This window comes from Chryseotalea sanaruensis (assembly GCF_003990915.1).
Taxonomy (GTDB): domain Bacteria; phylum Bacteroidota; class Bacteroidia; order Cytophagales; family Cyclobacteriaceae; genus Chryseotalea; species Chryseotalea sanaruensis.
Genome location: NZ_BHXQ01000006.1, coordinates 241,149 through 264,080 on the forward strand (window position 1 = coordinate 241,149; position 22,932 = coordinate 264,080).

The following is a 22,932-nucleotide window of genomic DNA, read 5'->3' on the forward strand; positions in this document are numbered from 1 at the left end:
TTTTCTTTCCAAAAGACTTTCTCCTGCCTTTTTTTGTGACATAATTATTTACAATTCAAACTAACCTAAACACAATGAATTACCCCAATTTGAAGACCTACACAAGTAGTAAAGTGCTTACTATGGTCGCTCTTATCCTTTGTACACTAACTATAGCTTGTTCAGATGACGATGACACCAGCCCCTTTGGTTTACAGATAAGCAATAATGAAACTTTTGGTCAAATTATTAGCGACTCTAAAGGAATGAGTCTTTATTTCTTTGCAAATGATGCTCAGGGAACTAGCACATGTAGTGGTGCTTGTGCAGCTACATGGCCTCCATTTCTTTTACAAAATACCACGTTGCCAGAAGGATTGTTAACCGCTGATTTGGGAGAAATTACCAGGGCGGATGGAGCCAAGCAGACAACCTATAAAGGTTGGCCCCTATACTATTTCAATGGTGATATAGCGGAGGGCGATGTTAATGGAGACGGTAGCGGAGGAACATGGTTTATCGCAAAACCTGATTACACACTAATGCTTGCTAAAATTAATTCAGAATTGGTTTTTGTCGGTTCAAAAGGTAAAACTGTTTACACATTTACTAATGACTCAGAAAATGCAAGCAATTGTAACAATGACTGTGCAACAACTTGGCCTCCATATTTTTATGGAGAAACGATAGTTCTCCCATCTCTATTAAGCGCAAATAATTTTGGAACAATTACCCGTGCTGACGGAACCAAGCAAAACACGTATTTAGGTAAACCGCTTTACTTATTTAAAAATGATAGCAATCGGGGCACTGTACTTGGTGATGGTGTTGGTGGTGTATGGTACAAAATCGTTAAAAACTAATTACAATTTAGAAAAACGCTATCAGGTAAAGCCTGGTAGCGTTTAAAAAAAGCAAGCTTTATTCTTTTTACTAAATGCTCACCTCCATGTTCAGGACTAAATATATAAACAATTGGTTTTTCTTAGTTATTATTTGTTTCATGTTAAGTTGTACTTATGAAACTATAGAAGATAATTTGTGCACGTCAATTCCTAATATTGATGCGCTTGATGTTATTGGAACAGAATGTGGAAAAGCTACGGGAATTATTGAAGTAGTCAGTTCTTCAGAAACGCCTGTTACTTTTAGTATTGATGGTGTTACCTTTCAAGAGAGTAATCTGTTCACAGGGCTTTCAGCAAAATCATATATAGTAACAGTAAAAACAGAGTTAGGCTGTACAACCAGTCAATCAACAACAATTGAAAATTTAAACGGAATAAATATTCTTGCAACTAGTAGTCCGTCCGGCTGCAAAACAAGCAACGGTACTATTTCAGTAAGTGCAACAGGAGGGCCAGAGCCATATTCATATGTGCTTAATGGAGGTACCGGTCAGGCAGGTACACTATTTAGTGGTTTAGCATCAGGTACCTATACAGTTTTGGCAACTGACGCGAATGGTTGTTCAGTTCAAAAAACAGTTGATGTCATTTCAGGTCAAAGTTTTTCGTCAATAAAAGCTATTATTAACGCTAATTGTGCCACAAGTAATTGTCATGGTGGATCAATTTCACCTGATCTTAGAAATAACCAGAATATCCAGACCAATGCTACAAAAATTGCCACGCTAACTGCAAACGGCCGTATGCCACCATTAGGAGAACTTAGCAGTTCTCAAATTCAGGAAATTGCTTGCTGGGTAAGTGATGGGGCACCAATTAATTAAAATGAAATTACAAAAGATCAAAATTGCTTCTGTCATAATTGGTGTATTGGTACCCATTTGCCTTGTATACATTTCTACAAATCAGTTTAATAATCAAGCGCCAAAGTGTTCAATCAAAACAATTACCGTTGACGAATTATTAAAATCATTTATCAGAAATGAAACTATAGCCACTCAGCAATACTTGAATAAAGTAATACAAGTACGGGGTAAGATATCCAGCATTGGGTTATTGAAAGATAACCAAGTAGAGATAGCACTAAAGGGTACCCGCTATAAATCCATACTATGCACACTTAATCCAGAACAACTTTTTGGAATTATTAATTCTATTGAAATTAATAGCGAAGTGTTAATTGAAGGTAAGTGCATCGGTTTTTTAAACGATGTCTATTTGAAAAAATGTACTGTTTTTAAATCAGTTAAACAAAATTGTTAAAATGAAAAATATTCTATTTCTACTCCTTATTTTTTGCAGCATTAATGCTTCATCCCAGAGCAGGTACATTACTAAGAATGGGCATATACAGTTTTTTTCTGAGGCTCCACTTGAGAATATAGACGCAAATAACCATCAGGTAGCTGGCATTCTTGACCTGACCAAAAATGAAGTAGCTATTAGCCTTCTTATTAAATCTTTTAAGTTTGATAAGTCATTGATGGAAGAGCATTTCAATGAAAACTACCTTGAGTCTGATAAATTTCCCAAGGCTTCATTCAGTGGCAGCTTTCAATCAAAAGAGGTTATTAATCCAAATAAAAATGGCTCCTATCCGGTTACAGTTGATGGCAAATTAACATTGCATGGTGTCACCAAGGCTATACAGACAACAGGAATTTTAACAGTGGCAAAAAATCAAGTAATTGCTAAAACTAAATTTCAAATTTCCATAAAAGATTATAACATTAAGATCCCCACTTTAGTGATAAAGAATATTGCGGAAATTGTTGATGTAACTGTAGAATTACCCTTCACTCTCGAAACAAAATAAGGATATGGAACTAAGAAAAATACTAGCACTGTTACTTCTGATGCTTTCATTATCTGCTGCAGCGCAAGATGATTTGTTGAGTGAACTTGAGAATGATGTTATTGATAACACACCAACATTTGCAGAAGCAACTTTTAAGGGTAGTAGAATTATTAACGGTCATTCTATTATTACAAGAAAAAAGAAATCACTTGAGTTTCTTATCTCGCACCGTTTTGGTAAGATAAATACAGGAGCTTATAATTTTTTCGGTATTGATGGAGCCAATGTGAGGTTTGCATTGGAGTATGGTATAAGCAATCGCTTAACAGTTGGCTTTGGAAGAAACTCGTTTGAAAAAACATATGATGGTTTTGCCAAGTATAATCTACTAAGGCAACAAAAGGGTGATCTATCAATTCCTGTATCTGTAACATGGTTTTCAAGTACAGCCATTAAAACACTGAAGGCGCCTGATCAGGCGCAAGTTGTTCAAACTTCTTTTTCGCAAGCTGTCTATAGTCATGTGCTACTGATAGCCCGCAAATTTAGTCCTGCCATTTCATGGCAATTAATGCCCGCACTTGTTCACCGCAACCAGGTGCTGGAAGGCGAACCCAATGATAAATTTGCACTGGGCACAGGAGGAAGATTAAAACTCAGCAAGCGAATTTCCTTAAATGCAGAATATTACCACCAATTAAATCCATCTACCAATAATCCAACAGAAAATTCAATTGCACTTGGCGTAGACATTGAAACAGGCGGACACGTTTTTCAATTGCACTTAACGAATTCACAAAGCATGATTGAAAAGGGTTTTATTACCGAAACACAAGGAAACTTCTTTAAAGGCGATGTTCATTTCGGTTTTAATATAACACGGGTGTTTAATTAGCTTGACTCTAGTTCGATTGTTCTATTTAGCTAAGGTAAGCCACTTGCAACCAGACCGTTTTATAATGACTGGTTAAATATTAACTAACAGTCGTTATAATCCAATTTTGTTTATTTTTGCGGCAATAAATAGACAAACTACCATGGTAGACTTATTTGAAAAGCTGAGAATGGAAGCAGGGCCTTTGGCCAAATACTCTCACCTTCCTGATGATTATTTCTTTTTCCCGAAACTGGAGGGCGAAATTGGCCCCAGAATGAAGTTTAATGGGAAAACTGTATTGAACTGGAGTTTAAATAACTACCTGGGATTGGCCAACCACCCTGAAGTAAGAAAAGCAGATGCTGATTCTGCTGCACAGTATGGTATGGGTTTACCAATGGGTGCCCGTATGATGTCGGGTAACTCAGTTAATCACCTTGCTCTTGAAAAGGAGCTTGCTGAATTTGTAAAGAAAGAAGATGTAATGCTCCTGAACTTTGGTTATCAGGGAGTTGTATCAATTATAGATGCTATTGTTGATCGTAAAGACATAATTGTTTATGATGCAGAGTCACACGCTTGTATCATTGACGGTGTTCGTTTGCACATGGGTAAGCGTTTTGTATATACCCACAACGACATGGAGAGCCTTGAGAAGCAGTTGCAACGTGCCACAAGACTAGCCAATGAGACGGGTGGTGGCATTCTTGTAATTACTGAGGGTGTCTTCGGTATGTCTGGTAAGCAGGGCGACCTAAAGGGCGTAGTAGCTTTAAAAGACAAGTATAACTTCCGTTTGTTTGTTGACGATGCTCATGGTTTTGGTACAATGGGTAAAACCGGAGCCGGAACAGGTGAGGAGCAAGGTGTTCAAGATCAGGTTGACCTGTATTTCTCAACATTTGCTAAGTCTATGGCGAGTATCGGAGCTTTTGTGGCAGGAGATAAGCACATTTTAAAATACTTACGCTACAGCGTTAGATCCCAGATTTACGCCAAGAGCTTGCCTATGCCTTTAGTGGTTGGTGGTCGTAAGCGTTTGGAGCTTTTAAAGACCCAACCTGAGTTAAAAGATAACTTATGGAAGATTACTAAGGCAATCCAGCAAGGTTTACGCGACCGTGGATTTACCCTTGGTGACACATCTTCCCCTGTAACACCTGTTTTGTTTAAAGGTGGAGTAGGTGAAGCGGCTAACATGGCTATGGATCTTCGTGAAAACTACGGTATTTTCTGTTCTGTGGTGATCTATCCTGTTGTGCCTAAGGACGTTATCATGTTCCGCATTATACCTACTGCTGTACATACATTGGCTGATGTTGAGGAAACTTTGACCGCATTTTCAGCGTTGAAAGTGAAGCTGGATGAGGGCTTTTACCGCCAGGAAGCATTGGTGTCGGTAACAAAAGCTGTTTAAAAAAAGCGTTAAAAACGTTGAATTTTAAGGTTTTTCTTTAAATTGGCGTTCAGAAACCTATTTTTAACTCTTTAAATTGATAGAAAAAATGCAAAAACTCCAGGAATTGAAAGACCTGTTGGCATCTCTCGAGGGAGATTTCGACAAGTTCTATAACAAAGGCAATAGCGCAGCGGGTACTCGTATCAGAAAGGGTATGCAGGACGTGAAAAACCTGGCACAGGTAATCAGAACTGAGGTTCAGGACGTAAAGAACAAAGCCTAAGCAACAATTAGAAATAAAAAAGGGATGACAAAGTCATCCCTTTTTTGTTTTAATCAGAATAGCATCAGTTAAACAGATTTCATCAACTGTTGTATTTTCTTTTTCAAAGTTTCTGAAGGAGCAACGAGCGGAAGTCGAACATTGTAATTGCACACACCCAATTCGCTTAATACAAATTTTATTCCTACAGGATTACCCTCTTCATACATAGGACTATTAATATCCAATAACTTAAATAATTCCTGACTTGCTTTAGCATACTTTCCCGCAAAGGCATATTCTTTCATTTTTTTGAAGTGAACAGGATAGGCATTGGCCAATACGGAAATAACACCAATGCCTCCAATGCTGTAAAGCGGAACAGTTAACATATCATCTCCCGAAATCAACATGAAGTCTTCAGGCTTATCGGCAGCGATCTTCATACACTGCTCCATGTTACCAGAAGCTTCTTTAATACCTATTATGTTTTTATGACTTGCTAATCGCAGAGTTGTCGCTGCGCTCATGTTAGAGGCAGTACGCCCTGGTACATTGTACAAAATTACTGGTACAGGAGATTTACCCGCAATGGCTTTGAAGTGCTGATAGATCCCCTCTTGAGAAGGTTTATTGTAGTAAGGACTTACAGAAAGAATGGCATCAACACCTTCAAAGTCTGTTTGTTTAATATTGTCGATCACATCTTGTGTATTGCTTCCGCCAATACCATAAACAATTGGTAGGTTTTTGCGATTATTAGCTTTTACAAACGCAAGTATTGCTTTTTTTTCTTCCTTTGATGTGGTTACAGATTCTCCGGTGGTACCCATTACCACATAATAATCAACACCTTTAGCAGTATGGTTGAGCAGACGTTTTAGTCCTTTATAATCAACAGTGCCATCAACTGTAAAAGGAGTTACAAGTGCTACGCCCGTTCCGGTAAGTTTTTTCATGAATAATTATTTAATTTATTGATACAGTTAAATGCCTGAATGCTTCAGTTGCATTTCAGTACGTTCGCATGTAATGGCTACGATCATTCAACTCCATTGGAGTAGAACATCAAAACCGCCACTTCATGCCTTACTTAATTTAAGGCCTAAAGTTTACGCTTTTCGCTAAGAGTATCAAATGATTGGCTAAGATTGAATAAAAGATGCTTAAGAAGCTAGCTTCAGTTTGAGCACCTCAAGGTCTGACTGTTTGAGTGGCTTTGTTATAAAATGAACCACGTTTTTAAACGCCAGGGCTTTGTCCAGATCACTTCTGCTATTTGAGCTGGTAAGAATGACAATACGCACATGTTGACGCTGAGACTCAGGGATTTCAGCAAAGTTGAGTAAAAAGCCAAAGCCATCAATTTCCGGCATATTAAGATCAAGGAATATGAGCTGAGGCATAAGCTCTTTTTCTAGCGACTTTAGCCAGTCGAGTGCTAGTTTGGCCGAAACAAAGGTTTGTAGTTGATTAGAGAATTTGAAGACTTCCAAAAAACGTCTCTGGATGAAAAGGTCAATTTCACTATCGTCAATTAACACAGCCTTATCAACAAGATTGTCCATGGGGATGAATGATGTCTATGTTAAACATACCGAAAATTACCGTTGCAACAAAAAAACAGTAAAAAAGGCACTGCCAAATTTTATACCATTGAAAAATGTAGTAAAATTGGAGGCTAAACGTAAACTACATCATGAATCGCAAGCATCTCATAGTTACCGCATTAGGATTCGCATCCGTGCTCTTTGTTCAATCTTGTGGGTCTTCTTCAGGTGATCAGAGCAAAAATTCTGATGAATTCACAGCAGCCGAAGAGAGTCTGAAAGAACAGATTGAACAGGTTGTGTACAATATTCCTTCGCCTTCTGAAATACCATACTTACTTCAGGCCACTGGCGCTGAGTTTAACCAAAGCCTGATTAATCCTAGAACTAAAGCTGATCAATACGCTAACCGCAGCGATAAAGCAGCCCTTAACCTAGGGGTTTATGCAGCTGATATTGGCTACTTAAGCTCTTACGATAAATCGCAGGAAGCGATTGATTATTTGAACTCATGTAAGGTTCTTGCAGATAACCTTGGGGTTATCGGCTCTTTTGATCTTGATGTATTGAAGCGTTTCGAAGCTAATATATCAAACAAAGATTCATTGGCTATCTTGTTAAATGAAACTATCAATAAAACAGAAAGCTTCCTTAAAGATGACAGCAGAAATAAATTGGCTGCTTTGGTTTTAACCGGAAGCTTTATCGAGAGTCTTTATATCTCAACAGGTATAGTAAAATCTTATCCTAAAGACATGCTTCCTACTGATCAGCGCAATTTGGTGCTTACACCGGTAATGCGTGTTATTTTGGAGCAGAAAAAATCAGTTGAAGAGTTGTTGAAGATGTTGAGCACTGTTGAGCAGTCTGAGCCTGTTACAGGCATTATTACAGACCTTAAAACACTTGAAGCCGACTACGCAGCACTTAACATAGAAGAGCAGATTAAAAATAACAGAGCAGACCTTGTGTTAACAGATAAGAAGCTGGAAAGCATCACTAACACTGTAGAAAAGATCAGAAATGGAATTACCGAATAGGTATTAACCGCAATGCACATAAAAAGGAACCCACAAGGTTCCTTTTTTATTTTCAATATGGTGTAAATGCTGTATTTTCAAACGTCTTTTAATCCCAAGCCATGAGTGAAGATGTACTCAATACAGTGCTGCAGTTATTTTCTGTTGTAGCCAAGGTTGATGAAGTAACGGAAAAAGAGCGTGAACAGGTACGCAATTTTCTGGAAGATCATGTAAGCCAGCCAAAGGTAGGATACTATTTGAACCAGTTTGAAACCCTGGCCTTACAACCAAAGGGAGCACAAATAGAAGAAAATCTGCTCAAGAATCTGTGCGATAGCATAAGTACGGAAATCACACAAAAGCAGAAGGTAGTTATTGTATTGGAACTCACCCGGATTATTGCAGCAGACAGTTCTATATCAAAACGAGAAGATGAACTGGTAAAGACAGTTGCCAGAAACTTTAAAATAAACGATGAAGAAACAGAAGCCATTGAGATATTCCTGGCAGGCCGGACTCCCGATAGGCACGATATAAAGCAAATTTTAATTATTGATGAGTTCTCTTCATCAACCTTAAAAAATGCGCATCACCTTAAGAGAAAAGGGCTCAAAGGATTTTTGGCAATACTCTGGATTGAGTCAGCTAATCTGTATTGTTTAAAATATCATGGACAGGCTGATGTTTATCTAAATGGTTCACCAGTCAAGTCTGGAGGATTACGATTATTGCCTGTTGGTGCTGCGGTTCGCTGGAGTGATGCCGAGGATCCTTTTTACTACGGAGATGTGCTTGGCATATTCAAGGAATTTTCAAAAGGACCTAAAATCACTTTCGAGGGCAAAGACATTTCCTTCAAATTTAAGAACGGAAAATTGGGATTACGCAATGTAAACCTGGCGGAAGAATCAGGAAGACTTATTGCATTGATGGGTGCCAGTGGTGCAGGAAAGTCAACTTTGTTGCACGTCCTCAATGGTTCTGAGAAGCCCTCATCAGGTCAGGTTCTCATTAATGGTATTGACATACACAAGGAACCGGGTAAGATTGAAGGTGTAATTGGTTTTGTGCCGCAAGACGACTTACTGATCGAAGACTTAACCGTATATCAAAATCTATATTATGCAGCTAAGCTTTGCTTCAGTGATAAAGACGAAGAAGAAATTGATGCATTGGTAATAAAAGTACTGGAAGACCTAGGGCTAGATACCATTAAAGACTTAAAAGTAGGTTCGCCACTCAGAAAAACCATTAGCGGTGGGCAGCGTAAGCGCCTGAACATAGGGCTAGAATTATTGCGCGAGCCGGCAGTACTCTTCTGTGATGAGCCAACCAGCGGGTTGTCATCAAGAGACTCTGAGAATATTATTGATTTGTTAAAAGAACTCTCTCTCAAGGGTAAATTAGTTTTCACGGTTATACATCAGCCTTCATCAGACATATTTAAAATGTTTGATAAACTTTTAATTCTGGATAACGGAGGATATCAGATTTATTATGGCAATTCTATTGATGCTGTTGTGTATTTCAAACGTAGTATCAATCTGCTTGATAGTGATGAAGGAGAGTGTCATACTTGCGGTAACGTTAATCCAGAACAGATTTTCAATATCATTGAAACAAAAGTTATTAACGAGTTTGGAAACTTTACCAATGAACGTAAAATTACAGCGGAGCAATGGAATAAAACCTATAAGAAGCAGGAACGCATACCAATAATAGAACAGGTTAAAGAAAAACCTGAATCAACGCTGCGTATACCTACTAGGTTAAAACAAGCGCACCTGTTTTCCATGCGCGATATTCGAGCCAAGTTGCATAACAAGCAGTATCTGATTATTAATTTATTAGAGGCTCCGCTATTGGCTTTTATTTTAGCCTTCATTGTGCGTTACCATAATGTTGATGATAAAGTGCATGCTGGCTACGAATTCGGTAAAAACCTGAATATGCCCGCTTACTTTTTTATGAGTGTGATAGTGGCGCTGTTCATGGGATTAACAGTAAGTGCCGAAGAAATTATTCGTGATAGAAAAATACTAAAACGTGAAGCTTTTCTGCACTTGAGCAGGAGCAGCTATATCGTTTCAAAAATCTCGATACTGTTCATGTTATCGGCACTGCAAACTTTCATGTTTGTTGCCGTTGGTAACTTAATTTTGGGAATAGACGGGATGCTACTTAACCATTGGGCAATTCTGTTTACCGTTTCTTGTTTTGCCAATTTATTAGGACTTAATATTTCATCGGCATTCAACTCGGCTGTTACCATTTATATACTTATTCCATTGTTACTTATTCCACAACTTATTTTAAGTGGTGTGGTTGTAAGGTTCGATAAGTTAAATCCTATAATTGGTAATACTGCCACTGTACCCATGGTTGGCGATATGATGGCTTCGCGTTGGGCATTTGAAGCATCAATGGTTACGCAATTCAAGGATAATAAATACGAAAAGGAATTCTACCTCTATGATAAGGCAATGGCTTCAGCTGATTTTAAGAAGATTTACTTTATACCTGAGTTAGAAACAAGACTCCAATATTGCCTTCAATATTATAGATCCCAAGATCCGCACATTCAGGAAAAGCTAAAACAAGATTATGCAATAATTCGGAATGAATTGAGGGGTGAAGTTAAAATTACGGGTGCAAAATCCGCAGACTTTTTGGATAGCTTGAGTGTGCAGAAGTTTGACTCAACCGTATATAATCGTGTGTATGGCTTTTTGGGTAGCTTGAAAAGATTCTACATTAACCGCTTCAATGCAGCAGATCAGAAAAAGGAGCAAAAGATTCATGCCATGACCGACACACCAGATAAGGAAGAAGCTTACGAAAAGTTTAAAGATAGATACCACAATGAAGCCATCGCAGAGTTTACCAAAAACCTGTCTGAACCGCATCGTGTAATTGAAAAGGATGGTAAGCTGGTACAGAAAATTTATCCAATTTATAAAGATCCGGATCCAGATCATATTGTAGACTTTGATGCACAATTCTATATGCCATCAAAGCATTTCTTAAATATGAACATTGATACCTTAATTTTTAATACAATGGTTATCTGGTCTATGACCTTACTTTTGGCGCTTACCTTATATTTCGATGTATTACGAAAAATAATTGATGGCCTCGGGAGTTTATCAGACCCTGTATACAAAAAATAGGTAAGCATGTTCTTTGTACTTTCTAAATTATTAAACTTTTTAATACAACCACTCTTCATTGTGGCGCTGCTATTACTATTGAGTTTAGTTATAAGAAAGCCAAAGCTCAAAAGGATTTTTCTGATAACAGGTTTTATCAACTTATTATTTTTCTCCAATGATTTTATAGCTAATGAGGTTGTTACCTGGTGGGAGTTACCTACGCAAGCTTATAAAGAAATGCGTGCCTATGAAGCTGCCGTATTATTGACCGGTGTTGCGCAACATAAGAACACAGGCCCAACGGATAGAGTATATATTTCTACAGGTGCAGACAGAGTTAATCATACAGTTGAACTATACAAAAGAGGTATTATTAAAGAGATTATTATCAGTGGGGGAATCAGTGATCCGGATTATGAGGGTACACCTGAAGCAATACTTCTTAGAGATTTAATGAAAGTAATGAGTGTTCCTGATAGCGTTATCTGGTTAGATCCTTATGCCAATAACACATACGAAAATGCAGTCAATTCTAAAGTGATGATGGATAGTCTTCAGCTTCAACCGAAAGATTGTCTTTTAGTTACATCCGCTTTTCATATGCGCAGAGCATTGGCGTGTTTCAATAAGCAGAATATAGCAATGGATTATTTTACCTGCGATTTCAGATCTCGCCCACGAACTTTTAAATTTGATACACTGTTAATTCCAAAGCTTGAAGCTATTTTAATATGGCAAAAGCTGTTGAAGGAATGGGTGGGTATCTTAGCTTATAAAATGGCTGGTTATGTTTAATGTTATGAGAGTTACTTTTATTTTTTTACTTGCTTGTTTGTTCTCCTGTTCATCTAAAAGCAATACTTCGGAGTCACCATCAGAACCCAATGAAGCCAACACAACTGAAGTTGCTTTATCAAAAGGTCAAGTGCTAATTGAGTCAAGCGATTGTCAGACTTGTCATCATGTTAAAAACAATTTAGTTGGTCCTTCCTATACAGCTATAGCAGACAAGTATGAAAACAGTTCGGCAACCGTAACATACCTTACATCAAAGATCAGATTAGGTGGCAGTGGTGTGTGGGGCGATGTACCGATGCTAGCACACCCAACATTGTCAGATGAAGATGCAGCCGAAATGGTAAGCTATATAATGTCTTTTAAGAGCACTCAATAACCGCTTTTAAGACGCATTTGCCCATTTACCACCAACTCGCAATCGATTTCGGTATTATTTATTGATTTTTACACAGGCATAGCCAAAGTCATTTTTATCTTTAAGAATGACTAAGAACAGCATCTTCAAATTTATCCTCATTGCCTTGTTCACGGCAGGCTGCTCACAGCCTAAAGAAAAAATCAGTCCGCCCATGGAGAATCAAGCAACCGAAAAGGTGGTCATCTATCAGCTTATGACCAGGCTTTTCACCAATACCAACTCAACCAATAAGCCATTTGGTTCTATTGAAGAGAATGGTAGCGGCAAATTCAACGATATCAATGATCAGGCTTTACAGTCCTTAAAAGCATTAGGTATTACACACGTTTGGTATACCGGTGTGTTAGAGCATGCTACCATGACTGACTACTCCGCTTATGGTATCAGCAAAGATGATCCGGATGTAATTAAGGGTCGTGCAGGTTCGCCTTATGCTATTAAAGATTATTATGATGTAGATCCTGATCTGGCAGTTGATATAAAAAGCAGAATGCAGGAATTTGAAAGTTTAGTTGACCGTACACACAAGAACGGTCTTAAACTCATAATTGATTTTATACCTAATCATGTTGCGCGTACTTACCAATCTGATGCAAAGCCTGCAGAGGTGCGCGACTTAGGCGAAGATGATGACAAGCGTGTGGCTTTTAAAGCAACTAACAACTTCTACTATTTACCAGGCGAGAGTTTCAGAGTACCTGAAGAAAGTCAGGCTATGACCAAAACGCTTTATCCAGGCAAAGATGGTCGCTTCGAAGAAATACCAGCGAAGGTTACAGGCAATGATCAGTTTACACCATCACCCGGTATCAATGAGTGGTTCGAAACGGTAAAACTGAATTACGGTGTAGACGTACAAAATGGCAAAACAAATCACTTCGATCCTATTCCTAATACCTGGGAGAAAATGAGAGATATACTTGTGTTTTGGGCAGGTAAGAAAGTAGATGGATTCAGATGCGATGTAGCAGAGATGGTTCCTGTTGAATTTTGGAATTGGGTAATACCACAAGTAAAAGAGATTAATCCTGAAATGGTTTTCATAGCAGAAATTTATAATCCTGCCGCCTATAGCAATTATATTTCTAGTGGCCGTTTTGATTTCTTATACGAAAAGGTAAAACTATACGATACGCTTCGTTTGCTTATTGATAAGAAGCGAAGCACACTTGATATAGATGCTATTCAACAAAGCCTGACTGGCATTAACAGGCACATGCTACACTTTCTTGAAAATCATGACGAACAAAGACTTGCTTCTCCATTTTTTGCAGGTAATCCTTTTCGTGCTTTACCTGCTATGACTATCAGTGCAACACTTGATGCTGGCCCTGTTATGATTTACTTCGGCCAGGAAGTAGGTGAGCCTGGTAAAGGGGCAGAAGGTTTTTCTCAGGAAGACGGCAGAACAACCATCTTCGATTACTGGGGCGTTCCTGAACATCAGAAATGGGTAAATGGAGGAAAGTTTAATGATAGTTTGTTAAGTGATGGTCAAAAGACACTTAGAAATTATTACAGCACACTACTTAACCTTGCCAAAACCAATCAGGCCATTACAGCAGGTGCTTATGCTGACTTAACAGCCTTCAATGTGCAGAAAGCAAATTTTGGAGAAGACGTCCATGCCTTTGTTCGTTATGCAGATAATGAAAAACTATTGATTATTAACAGTTTTAATGATGTGCCCACAAAAGTGAAAATTGAATTACCCCCTGCTGTTTTAGAAGCATTGAACATTGGCACTAGCGACAGCATTAAATTTCAAGATATTTTGTGGGGAGAACAACAACTTGATATTGAAGCAGGCGCTGGTGAGCTTATGCTGAAGCCTTATAGTACTTTCATTTTTAAAATTCAATAACGTGAAGAAGCAATTAATATTTAGCCTGATTGTAGCAATGGCATTATCAACCGCATGTAAACAAGAAGAGAAAGTAGAAGTTTCTTTTCCTTATGGTGTAAAATACGAAGTGTTTGTAATGGCATTTGCCGATAGCGATGGCGATGGTAAAGGAGACCTCAAAGGCCTTACCCAAAAACTTGATTACTTCAGTGATTTAGGTGTAAACGGTTTATGGTTAATGCCCATCATGCCTTCAGACACGTATCACAAGTATCATGTTACCGATTATAAAGGCATAGATCCTGATTATGGAACTATGGAAGACTTTAAAACTTTTATTGCCGAAGCTCATAAAAGAAATATTAAAGTAATTTCTGATTACATCATCAACCACACTGGAGATAAGCACCCATGGTTCCTTGAATCAATTAAAGGAAAAGATAATCCATTCCGTGATTATTATGTATGGGCACCTAAGGATTCTGTAGAAATGCTTCAAAAAGAAGAAGTAGCCGGACCAGATACAGATAATGCACAACGTTGGCATGAGGTTCCGGGTGATACTTCTGGTGAGATGTATTACGGATATTTCAATGGACAAACACCTGATTTAAATTTTGACAACCTCAAAGTACGTCAGGAAATTTATGATGCAGCCAAATTCTGGTTAGAAGAAGTAGGTGTAGATGGTTTTAGATTAGATGCAGCAAAGCATATTTTCCCAAATAACCGCGCTGCCGACAATCACGCGATGTGGGAAGAGTTCCGTGCAGAAATTCAAAGAATTAAACCAGATGCTTACTTGGTGGGTGAAGTATGGTCAGATTCAAAAACAGTTGCACCATACTTAAAAGGTCTTCCATCACTTTTCAATTTTGATTTAGGTTATTTAATTACCGATGTTGTTAAAGCAGGTAATGATACAATAGGTTTAGTAAAGAAATATAAAGCCATCAACGATTATTATACTTCCATTACTCCGGATTTTCTGGATGCCACTTTTGTTAAAAACCACGATCAATTACGCATATTAAGTGAGTTAGAAGGTAATATAGAGAAAGCTAAATTGGCAGCTGGAATACTTTTTACCTTTCCGGGCACACCTTATATCTATCAGGGAGAAGAGATTGGTATGCTTGGCTTAAAGGTAGATATGGACAGAGGACAACGCGAATCTTTTATTTGGGCAGAAGGTAAATCAGATCCTTTGCAATCAAACTGGTATAATGCCGGATTCAGCTCTGATAAGACAGTGGTTCCTTTCAGCAAACAAAAAGACGATCCGACTTCTATATACAACTATTATAAAAAGTTTATCGCTTTCAGAAATTCCAGTAAGGAGCTTACCATGGGTACTATTGAAGAATCGGGTTTACAAATTAATGAGGTGTTAAACTTTGTTAGAAAGTACCAGCAAGAGGAGCGTTTTGTCTTACATAATGTTTCTGATGTAGAAGTTACAGTGCAGCTGACTGACGATTTAAAACGATTTACGTCATTGGCATTTGAAACTAAGGGAGCATCATTTGAAGCAGGAGCCATAACACTTCCGGCATACAGCACAGCTATTTTGAAATAATTTCATGACAAAGGCGAGAGTTATTATTGAAAATGTTCAGCCTCAGGTTGAAGGTGGTTTATACCCGGCCAAGCGAACAGTTTCAGAGCGTATTGATATCAGTGCACATATTTTTACAGATGGCCATGATCATATAAGGGCTGAAGTATTGTATAAGGCTTTTGATGAAAACTCCTGGACGGTGCTTGAGTTGCAAAACCAGGGAAACGATGAATGGTCGGCTTCATTTTATCCAATAAAAAAGGGAGAGTATACTTTTACCATTCAGGCATGGATTGATCATTTTGAAACCTGGTATGATGGCTTTGTAAAAAAAGCAAACGCTAAAGTTGAGGTGCAGGTTGAACTACTCGAAGGCGCTGCATTTTTAAAACGCTTGTCCAATGGCAAAGATGATTTAGAAAAATTATCAATACAGCTGGCCGATAAAAAACGCTATGCTGAAAATATACAACTTATACTCAACGATAGTTTTGCATCTATTATAAAGTCAAATCCTTTACGAGAAAATATTTCACGCACCGATCGAGTCTATAAAATTATTGTTGAACACCACAAGGCCTTGTTCAGCACGTGGTATGAATTATTTCCACGCTCAGCTTCATTGGAGGGTAAACATGGCACCTTCAAAGATGTCGTAAGGTTGTTACCACGAATTTCCGCAATGGGTTTTGACGTTTTATACATGCCACCCATTCATCCTATTGGAAAGATCAACAGAAAGGGAAAAAACAATAATGTGCTTTCTGTTGCAGGCGAACCAGGCTCGCCTTGGGCTATTGGCAGCGAAGAGGGTGGACACAAAGCCACACATCTTGCTTTAGGCACATTGTCAGAATATAAGCAACTAATTGTTGATGCAAAAAATCAGGGCATAGACATAGCGTTAGACTTGGCATTTCAATGTGCGCCAGATCATCCTTATGTAAAAGAACATCCTGAATGGTTTAAGCAAAGACCCGATGGTTCTATTCAATACGCAGAAAATCCTCCCAAAAAATACCAAGACATTTATCCGTTCGATTTTGAATGCGAGCAATGGCAAGCACTTTGGGAAAAACTCAAATCAGTTGTGTTATTCTGGATTGATCAAGGTGTAAAAGTTTTCAGAGTAGACAACCCACACACAAAACCAATTCCGTTTTGGCAATGGTGCATTGCAGAAGTAAACAAACAGCATGAAGATATTATCTTCTTATCGGAAGCCTTTACAAGACCTAAAATTATGGCTTCTTTAGCCAAAATTGGTTTCACCCAATCTTACACCTATTTTACCTGGCGTGTCAATAAACAAGAGATTATTGAGTACATGCAGGAATTGGTGAATAGTCCTTCACGCAATTATTTCAGACCGAATTTCTGGCCGACCACACCCGATATACTACCTTATCATTTACATTACCAAGGCGAGAATATGTTTATCACTCGTTTGGCAATGGCGGCAACACTTTCATCGAGCTACGGTATTTACGGTGCAGCGTATGAATTGCTCGATAATGTTTCGTGGAATGGTAAAGAAGAATTTAATGATTCGGAGAAATACGAGGTAAAACATTACGATTGGAAAAAAACTAATCGTATGACCGACATCATGACTTTATTAAATAAGGCCAGGAAAAAACACAAGGCTTTACAAAGTACATGGAATATTCAATTTCTGAACATTGAAAACTCAAATCTGCTTGCCTATATTAAGTCAACAGATGATTTATCAAATATTGTATTGGTGGTAGTTAACCTAGACCAGCATAATAAGCAGAGCGGATATATCCAATTACCAAAAAGTAAGTTGAAGTTAGCTGAATACATAAACGTTAAGTTGCATGATCAGATAACAGACGAGTATTTTACATGGACACAAGAGTGGAACTATGTAGAATTAGATCCGAATAAAATACCTTTTCATTTATTTGAACTAACCATAAACGAATCGAACATGTAGGAAACGGGTACGCCTGATTTGTGCAGTTCTTGTTCGTGTTTAACGAAGAACTATGAGTGCAAAAAATACAGAACCGCTCTGGTATAAAGATGCCATCATTTACGAATTATCAATTCGTTCATTTTACGATAGCAACGGAGATGGTATTGGCGATTTTCAGGGACTCATGCAAAAGCTTGATTACCTGGAAGACCTTGGTGTAAATACTTTATGGATTTTACCTTTCTATCCATCACCACTCAAAGATGATGGCTATGATGTTACGGATTACACCGATGTGCATCCTGACTATGGTACACTTGCTGATTTTAAAGAATTCCTGAAAGAGGCACATAGAAGAGGCATACGAATTATTACAGAGCTTATCCTAAATCATACTTCTGATCAACATCCGTGGTTTAAGAAAGCCAGAAAATCGAAACCAGGATCGCGCATGCGCGATTTTTATGTGTGGAGTGATACGCCAAATAAGTATAAAGAAGCACGCGTAATTTTTACTGACGATAACAACACGAACTGGACATGGGATAATGAAGCGAAGGCCTATTACTGGCACCGCTTTCATGCTTATCAGCCAGAGCTGAATTTTGAAAATCCTGAAGTGCAGATGGAGTTGATGAAAGTCGTTGACTTCTGGCTAAAACTTGGAGTAGATGGCTTCAGGTTGTCCTCAGTTGCATTTCTTTTTGAAGAGGAGGGAAGCAGTTGCGAAAATTTACCACAGACGCATGCCTTTCTAAAAAGATTAAGGGCACACATTGATCGTCATTATAAATCAAGAATATTATTAGCTGAAGCTAATTTATGGCCCGAAGATGCTGCCACCTATTTCGGTACTAAGAATGATGAGTGCCACATGAATTTCTATTTTCCGCTAATGCCTCGTTTATTTCTGGGCTTGCGAACTGAAGATAGTTATCCTATTGTAGACATCATGGAGCAAACACCAGCCATACCAGATGCTTCACAGTGGGCCTTGTTCCTTCGCAACCACGATGAATTGGGTTTAGATATGGTTACAGATGAAGAGAAAGATTATCTCTTCAAAGCGTATGCAACTGATGCTAATGCTAAACAGAATATAGGCATCAGAAGAAGATTAGCCCCGATGTTGGGTAACGATAGGCGCAAAATTGAATTGCTATACACCTTGCTGTTATCATTACCCGGAACACCCATCATTTATTATGGTGATGAAATTGGTATGGGCGATAACGTGTACCTGGGCGATCGCTTTGGCGTACGCACACCGATGCAATGGAACATGAACAGTAATGCGGGGTTCTCTACCGCAAATCCACAGCGATTATACTTACCTGTAATTACTGATCCGGTGTATCGCTTCGAAGCAATAAACGTAGCAGCGCAGGAAGAAAATACTTCATCTCTCCTTTGGTGGATGAAACAACTGATCGCAATGCGCAAACGACTGAATGTCTTTGGTCGCGGCAGTATGAAGTTTATCGACAGTTCAAACGCCAAGGTATTGTGCTTTGAAAGACGTTTCGATAAGCAGACCATAATTGTTGTAGCTAACCTTTCTCAGTTTTCTCAATACACAACCCTTAAACTGAAAGATTTTAAGAACAGTGATATTACAGAAGTATTTAGTCAAAACCGTTTCAGTAATGTTGGTAATGGAGAATATTCACTAACTATTGGCCCTTACGGCTATTTCTGGCTTCAGGTAGATGCAATAGAAAAGAAAAAGAAAGACGAAGAAAATACGGAACTATACCTGCATAAGACTGACATTTCGTGGGAACGTTTACTTGGAAATTACAATGAAGTAAGGGTACTGGAGCGTAAAGTATTCCAAACCTTTATGCCTAAGTGCAGGTGGTTTGGTGGTAAAGCCAAGGTGATTACTAAAGTGAATATTGCCAAGGTTATTCCCCTTAAGATTGATGGGGTATCTTATTACTTCACTATTGTTGAGGTCAGCTATGCGCAGCGCTTACCCGAATTTTACTTTATACCATTGTCGTTCGTGTCAGTTGATTCCGTGGTGGACAAGGTGGAGTACACAGCACAAAGTGTTTTATGTCGCGCAGATATACAAGGCAAATCTGGATTTATTATCGATGCCAGTTACGATAAAACCTTCCGTGACTTTCTATTCCTGAGCATGGAGAAAAACCATCGGGTAAAAAATGAGGATGGTATATTGGAATTTAACGCCAGTGTTTTCGCAAAAATAGATGTGAAAAAAGGTGTTGAATCTAAGATCTTGAAATCAGATCAAAGCAATACAGCAATCATTTATAACGATCAGTATTTCTTCAAGTTCTATAGGCGTATTGAAATGGAGATGAATCCTGAGTTGGAGATGATGCGCTTTTTATCTGAACATACCAGCTTTACAAACTCACCGCGTTATACTGGTAGTGTTGAGTTTAAAGATGCCAGCGGTAAAGTAGTGGTATTTGGCTTGATGCAAGAAAAAGTTGAGAATCAAGGTGAAGCGTGGGGTATGGCGGTTGACTCTGTGGGTCGTTTCTTTGAACGTGTAATGACGAAAGCAAAGAACGAAAAATTGCCAAAGCTTGTTAATAAACCGGCTATCCGCTTTGAAGAATCTCCGGAAATTATTCAAGAGTTTATTGGTAGAGGATTTTACGAAAGGGTGGTACGCCTTGGGCAACGTACCGCAGAAATGCATCTAGCTTTAGCATCAGATGCTTCTGATGCTGGCTTTGCACCGGAGGCTTTTACAGCGAATTACCAAAGAGCCATGTACTCATCTTTACGCAAGTTGGTAAGAGATCGTTTAAATCTTTTAGAAAATTCTTTGCACAAGCTTGATGAGGATACGCAAGTATTAGCCAAAAAGATTTTAGGCCTGGAGAAAACTATCCTTGAATGTTTTAAGGAAGTATATGAAACACGAATTGATGCCGTTAAAACCAGAATACATGGCGATTTCCATTTGGGGCAAGTGTTGTTTACAGGTAAAGATTTCATCATTATCGATTTTGAGGGCGAACCTGGATTTTCTTTTAGTGAAAGAAGATTGAAGAAAAATCCATTCAAAGACGTAGCTGGCATGATGCGATCATTTCACTATGCAGCATTTGGTAAAATATTACTGAATGAAAATTATCGTGATCGCGATCTGGAATTTTTGGAAACATGGGCTGATCAGTGGCAACACTATGTAGGCCGTTATTACTTGGGTGCATATATGGAACGTATGGGCCTTGGTAATAAACTCTCATATGAGTACGATATGCTTGTTCGTACTTTCTTAATTGAAAAGGCTGTGTATGAATTAGGCTATGAATTGAATGGTCGACCTGAGTGGACAAAGATTCCATTAAGAGGTATTGATTATTTGATTAGTCGTTACCTGAAAGAAAAAGAAGAGCGAAAGAAAAAATAGTACATAGTACTGTATAGAGTGCAGTCTGATCATACCAAAAAATTATGGCAAAAAAAGCATCATCAAAAGAGCCAGCTACTTTCAGCTTATTAACTGATTTCGATATTCATCTTTTCAAATCGGGTAAGCATTATCGTCTTTATGAAAAATTAGGCTCTCACGTAATTACTGCTGGTGGTAAGAAGGGAGTTTACTTTGCCGTGTGGGCACCCAATGCGAAAGCAGTTTCAGTGATCGGTAATTTTAATAGTTGGAATAATGCAGAACACAAGCTTAATCCACGCTGGGATGAATCAGGAATTTGGGAAGCTTTTTTTCCAGGCTTAGGAAAGGGTGAAATTTACAAGTATGCCATCCATTCAAATACTGGAGACTATCTGGAGAAAGCAGACCCTTTTGCCATGTACGCAGAGGTTGCTCCTAAAACAGCCTCCATAGTTTGGGAGACCAATTATAAGTGGAAAGATGCCAACTGGTTAAAGGAGAGAAAAAATTCAATTGGTAAACCCAAACCATATTCAGTCTATGAAATTCATTTTGGTTCATGGCGTAGAAAAGTAGAGGAGGGTAATCGATCGCTTACCTATCTTGAAATGGCGAGTGAGCTGGTTGATTATATTAAAGAAACAGGTTTTACGCACGTGGAATTTCTACCTGTGATGGAACACCCCTTTTTTGGATCATGGGGTTATCAGGTAACAGGATACTTTGCACCATCAAGTCGTTACGGAAGCCCTGAAGAATTTATGCAATTGGTAGATGCCTTGCATGAAGCAGAAATAGGTGTTATTCTAGACTGGGTGCCTTCTCATTTTCCCGGTGACGATCATGGACTTTATCGCTTTGATGGCACACATTTATACGAACATGCCGATCCTCGCAAAGGCTTTCATCCCGACTGGAAGAGTTACATCTTTAATTACGGGCGTAAGGAAGTAAAAAGTTTCCTCATTAGTAATGCAGTGTATTGGATAGACAAATATCATATAGATGGTTTGCGTGTTGATGCAGTTGCCAGTATGTTATACCTCGATTATTCAAGAAAGGCTGGTGAATGGGAGCCTAACCAATATGGCGGGAGAGAGAATCTTGAATCTATTGAGTTCTTGAAAGAATTGAATGAAGTGGTGTATGGAGATTTCCCGGATGCGATTACGATAGCAGAAGAATCAACGGCCTGGCCAGGGGTTTCGCGCCCAACTTATTTAGGCGGTTTAGGTTTTGGTCAGAAGTGGATGATGGGTTGGATGCACGACACACTCCATTTCTTTCAGGAAGATTCCATTAACAGAAAGTATCACATGAATGAAATTACCTTCAGTATCATGTATGCTTTTACTGAGAATTTTATGTTGCCACTCTCGCACGATGAAGTGGTGCACGGAAAAGGGCCAATTATTGGTCGCATGACTGGCGATGAGTGGAGACGCTTTGCGAATTTGCGTTTGCTGTACACGTACATGTACACGCATCCAGGCACCAAACTTTTGTTTATGGGATGTGAGTTCGCGCAGACCAGCGAATGGAAACATGACCTAAGTTTGGATTGGCATTTATTGCAATATGATTTGCATAAGGGCATACTCAATCTATTTAAAGATTTGAATGCCTTGTATAAAGCAGAGCCAGCACTTTATCAGTTTGGATTTGAAGCCCGTGGGTTTGAGTGGATTGACTACAGCGACCGTGAGAATAGTGTGATGGTTTACCTGCGAAAAGCAGAAGCGAAAGAGGATCAGCTATTGGTAGTTTGCAATTTCACACCTGAAGTAAGGCAGCATTATCGCATAGGGGTGGGGATACGTGGATACTGGAAAGAAATTTTCAACTCAGATAATGTACGATATGGTGGAAGTGGTCTTCTAAATCAGGGTCAGATTGCAACCTCACCAGTAAAATATCATGGTCGAGATTATTCCATTTCCTTATCTTTGCCGCCATTAGGTATTAGCGTTTTTAAATTAGAAAAAGAAGTTGGTGAGTTTGAACTAGGTTCTTAATTAACATCAGGTTGTAAAGT

Annotated in this window: 18 protein-coding genes; 16 read left to right on the plus strand and 2 right to left on the minus strand. The window is 38.6% G+C overall.

Annotated features, from left to right (window positions below; translation table 11 throughout):
• Positions 1 to 74: 74 nt before the first annotated feature.
• From SanaruYs_RS16580 to SanaruYs_RS16610, 7 genes are all read left to right on the plus strand, one after another.
• Positions 75 to 842 carry a hypothetical protein gene (locus SanaruYs_RS16580; protein ID WP_127123713.1) on the plus strand — a complete coding sequence of 256 codons (768 nt, stop codon included), beginning with the start codon at positions 75 to 77 and terminating at the stop codon, positions 840 to 842.
• Between the two features lie 140 nt (positions 843 to 982).
• Positions 983 to 1,711, plus strand: coding sequence for a hypothetical protein (locus SanaruYs_RS16585; RefSeq protein WP_160118696.1), 729 nt, complete (start codon positions 983 to 985; stop codon positions 1,709 to 1,711).
• Between the two features lies 1 nt (position 1,712).
• The gene (locus SanaruYs_RS16590; protein WP_160118697.1) at positions 1,713 to 2,150 is read left to right on the plus strand and encodes an OB-fold protein; all 438 of its coding nucleotides are present in this window, start codon (positions 1,713 to 1,715) and stop codon (positions 2,148 to 2,150) included.
• Between the two features lies 1 nt (position 2,151).
• Positions 2,152 to 2,703 carry a YceI family protein gene (locus tag SanaruYs_RS16595; RefSeq protein ID WP_127123716.1) on the plus strand — a complete coding sequence of 184 codons (552 nt, stop codon included), beginning with the start codon at positions 2,152 to 2,154 and terminating at the stop codon, positions 2,701 to 2,703.
• A 4-nt stretch (positions 2,704 to 2,707) separates the two neighbouring features.
• On the plus strand, positions 2,708 to 3,580 hold the full coding sequence (locus SanaruYs_RS16600; RefSeq protein ID WP_127123717.1) for a DUF5777 family beta-barrel protein: 873 nt from the start codon (positions 2,708 to 2,710) through the stop codon (positions 3,578 to 3,580).
• Between the two features lie 142 nt (positions 3,581 to 3,722).
• Positions 3,723 to 4,979, plus strand: coding sequence for an aminotransferase class I/II-fold pyridoxal phosphate-dependent enzyme (locus tag SanaruYs_RS16605; RefSeq protein ID WP_127123718.1), 1,257 nt, complete (start codon positions 3,723 to 3,725; stop codon positions 4,977 to 4,979).
• 88 nt (positions 4,980 to 5,067) lie between these two features.
• A complete protein-coding gene (locus SanaruYs_RS16610; protein ID WP_127123719.1) occupies positions 5,068 to 5,244 on the plus strand; it encodes a BF3379 family histone-like protein in 177 nt (58 codons plus the stop codon).
• 68 nt (positions 5,245 to 5,312) lie between these two features.
• Here SanaruYs_RS16610 and dapA read toward each other — a convergent pair whose 3' ends face one another.
• Both dapA and SanaruYs_RS16620 read right to left on the minus strand, forming a co-directional pair.
• The gene (gene dapA / locus SanaruYs_RS16615; RefSeq protein WP_127123720.1) at positions 5,313 to 6,182 is read right to left on the minus strand and encodes a 4-hydroxy-tetrahydrodipicolinate synthase; all 870 of its coding nucleotides are present in this window, start codon (positions 6,180 to 6,182) and stop codon (positions 5,313 to 5,315) included.
• Between the two features lie 207 nt (positions 6,183 to 6,389).
• The gene (locus SanaruYs_RS16620; protein WP_127123721.1) at positions 6,390 to 6,791 is read right to left on the minus strand and encodes a response regulator; all 402 of its coding nucleotides are present in this window, start codon (positions 6,789 to 6,791) and stop codon (positions 6,390 to 6,392) included.
• A 131-nt stretch (positions 6,792 to 6,922) separates the two neighbouring features.
• Here SanaruYs_RS16620 and SanaruYs_RS16625 point away from each other — a divergent pair, with 131 nt between their 5' ends.
• The 9 genes from SanaruYs_RS16625 to glgB all read left to right on the plus strand — a co-directional run bounded on the left by SanaruYs_RS16625 (position 6,923) and on the right by glgB (position 22,912).
• Positions 6,923 to 7,813, plus strand: a complete 891-nt coding sequence (locus tag SanaruYs_RS16625) for a hypothetical protein (protein ID WP_127123722.1) — start codon at positions 6,923 to 6,925, stop codon at positions 7,811 to 7,813.
• Positions 7,814 to 7,914: 101 nt separating this feature from the next.
• Positions 7,915 to 10,965, plus strand: coding sequence for an ATP-binding cassette domain-containing protein (locus SanaruYs_RS16630; protein WP_127123723.1), 3,051 nt, complete (start codon positions 7,915 to 7,917; stop codon positions 10,963 to 10,965).
• A 6-nt stretch (positions 10,966 to 10,971) separates the two neighbouring features.
• Positions 10,972 to 11,742: a YdcF family protein gene (locus SanaruYs_RS16635; RefSeq protein ID WP_127123724.1), complete on the plus strand. Its 771-nt coding sequence runs from the start codon at positions 10,972 to 10,974 to the stop codon at positions 11,740 to 11,742.
• The gene (locus SanaruYs_RS16640) at positions 11,735 to 12,121 is read left to right on the plus strand and encodes a c-type cytochrome (RefSeq protein WP_127123725.1); all 387 of its coding nucleotides are present in this window, start codon (positions 11,735 to 11,737) and stop codon (positions 12,119 to 12,121) included. The genes SanaruYs_RS16635 and SanaruYs_RS16640 overlap by 8 nt, the downstream gene beginning before the upstream one ends.
• Positions 12,122 to 12,227: 106 nt before the next feature.
• A complete protein-coding gene (locus tag SanaruYs_RS16645) occupies positions 12,228 to 14,027 on the plus strand; it encodes an alpha-amylase family protein (RefSeq protein WP_127123726.1) in 1,800 nt (599 codons plus the stop codon).
• A gap of 1 nt (position 14,028) precedes the next feature.
• Positions 14,029 to 15,588 carry an alpha-amylase family glycosyl hydrolase gene (locus SanaruYs_RS16650; protein ID WP_246011929.1) on the plus strand — a complete coding sequence of 520 codons (1,560 nt, stop codon included), beginning with the start codon at positions 14,029 to 14,031 and terminating at the stop codon, positions 15,586 to 15,588.
• A 4-nt stretch (positions 15,589 to 15,592) separates the two neighbouring features.
• A complete protein-coding gene (locus tag SanaruYs_RS16655) occupies positions 15,593 to 17,530 on the plus strand; it encodes an alpha-1,4-glucan--maltose-1-phosphate maltosyltransferase (RefSeq protein ID WP_127123728.1) in 1,938 nt (645 codons plus the stop codon).
• A gap of 52 nt (positions 17,531 to 17,582) precedes the next feature.
• Positions 17,583 to 20,912, plus strand: a complete 3,330-nt coding sequence (gene treS, locus SanaruYs_RS16660) for a maltose alpha-D-glucosyltransferase (protein WP_127123729.1) — start codon at positions 17,583 to 17,585, stop codon at positions 20,910 to 20,912.
• Between the two features lie 44 nt (positions 20,913 to 20,956).
• Complete coding sequence (gene glgB / locus SanaruYs_RS16665; RefSeq protein WP_127123730.1) at positions 20,957 to 22,912, plus strand: 1,4-alpha-glucan branching protein GlgB; 1,956 nt, start codon at positions 20,957 to 20,959, stop codon at positions 22,910 to 22,912.
• Positions 22,913 to 22,932 lie beyond the last annotated feature (20 nt).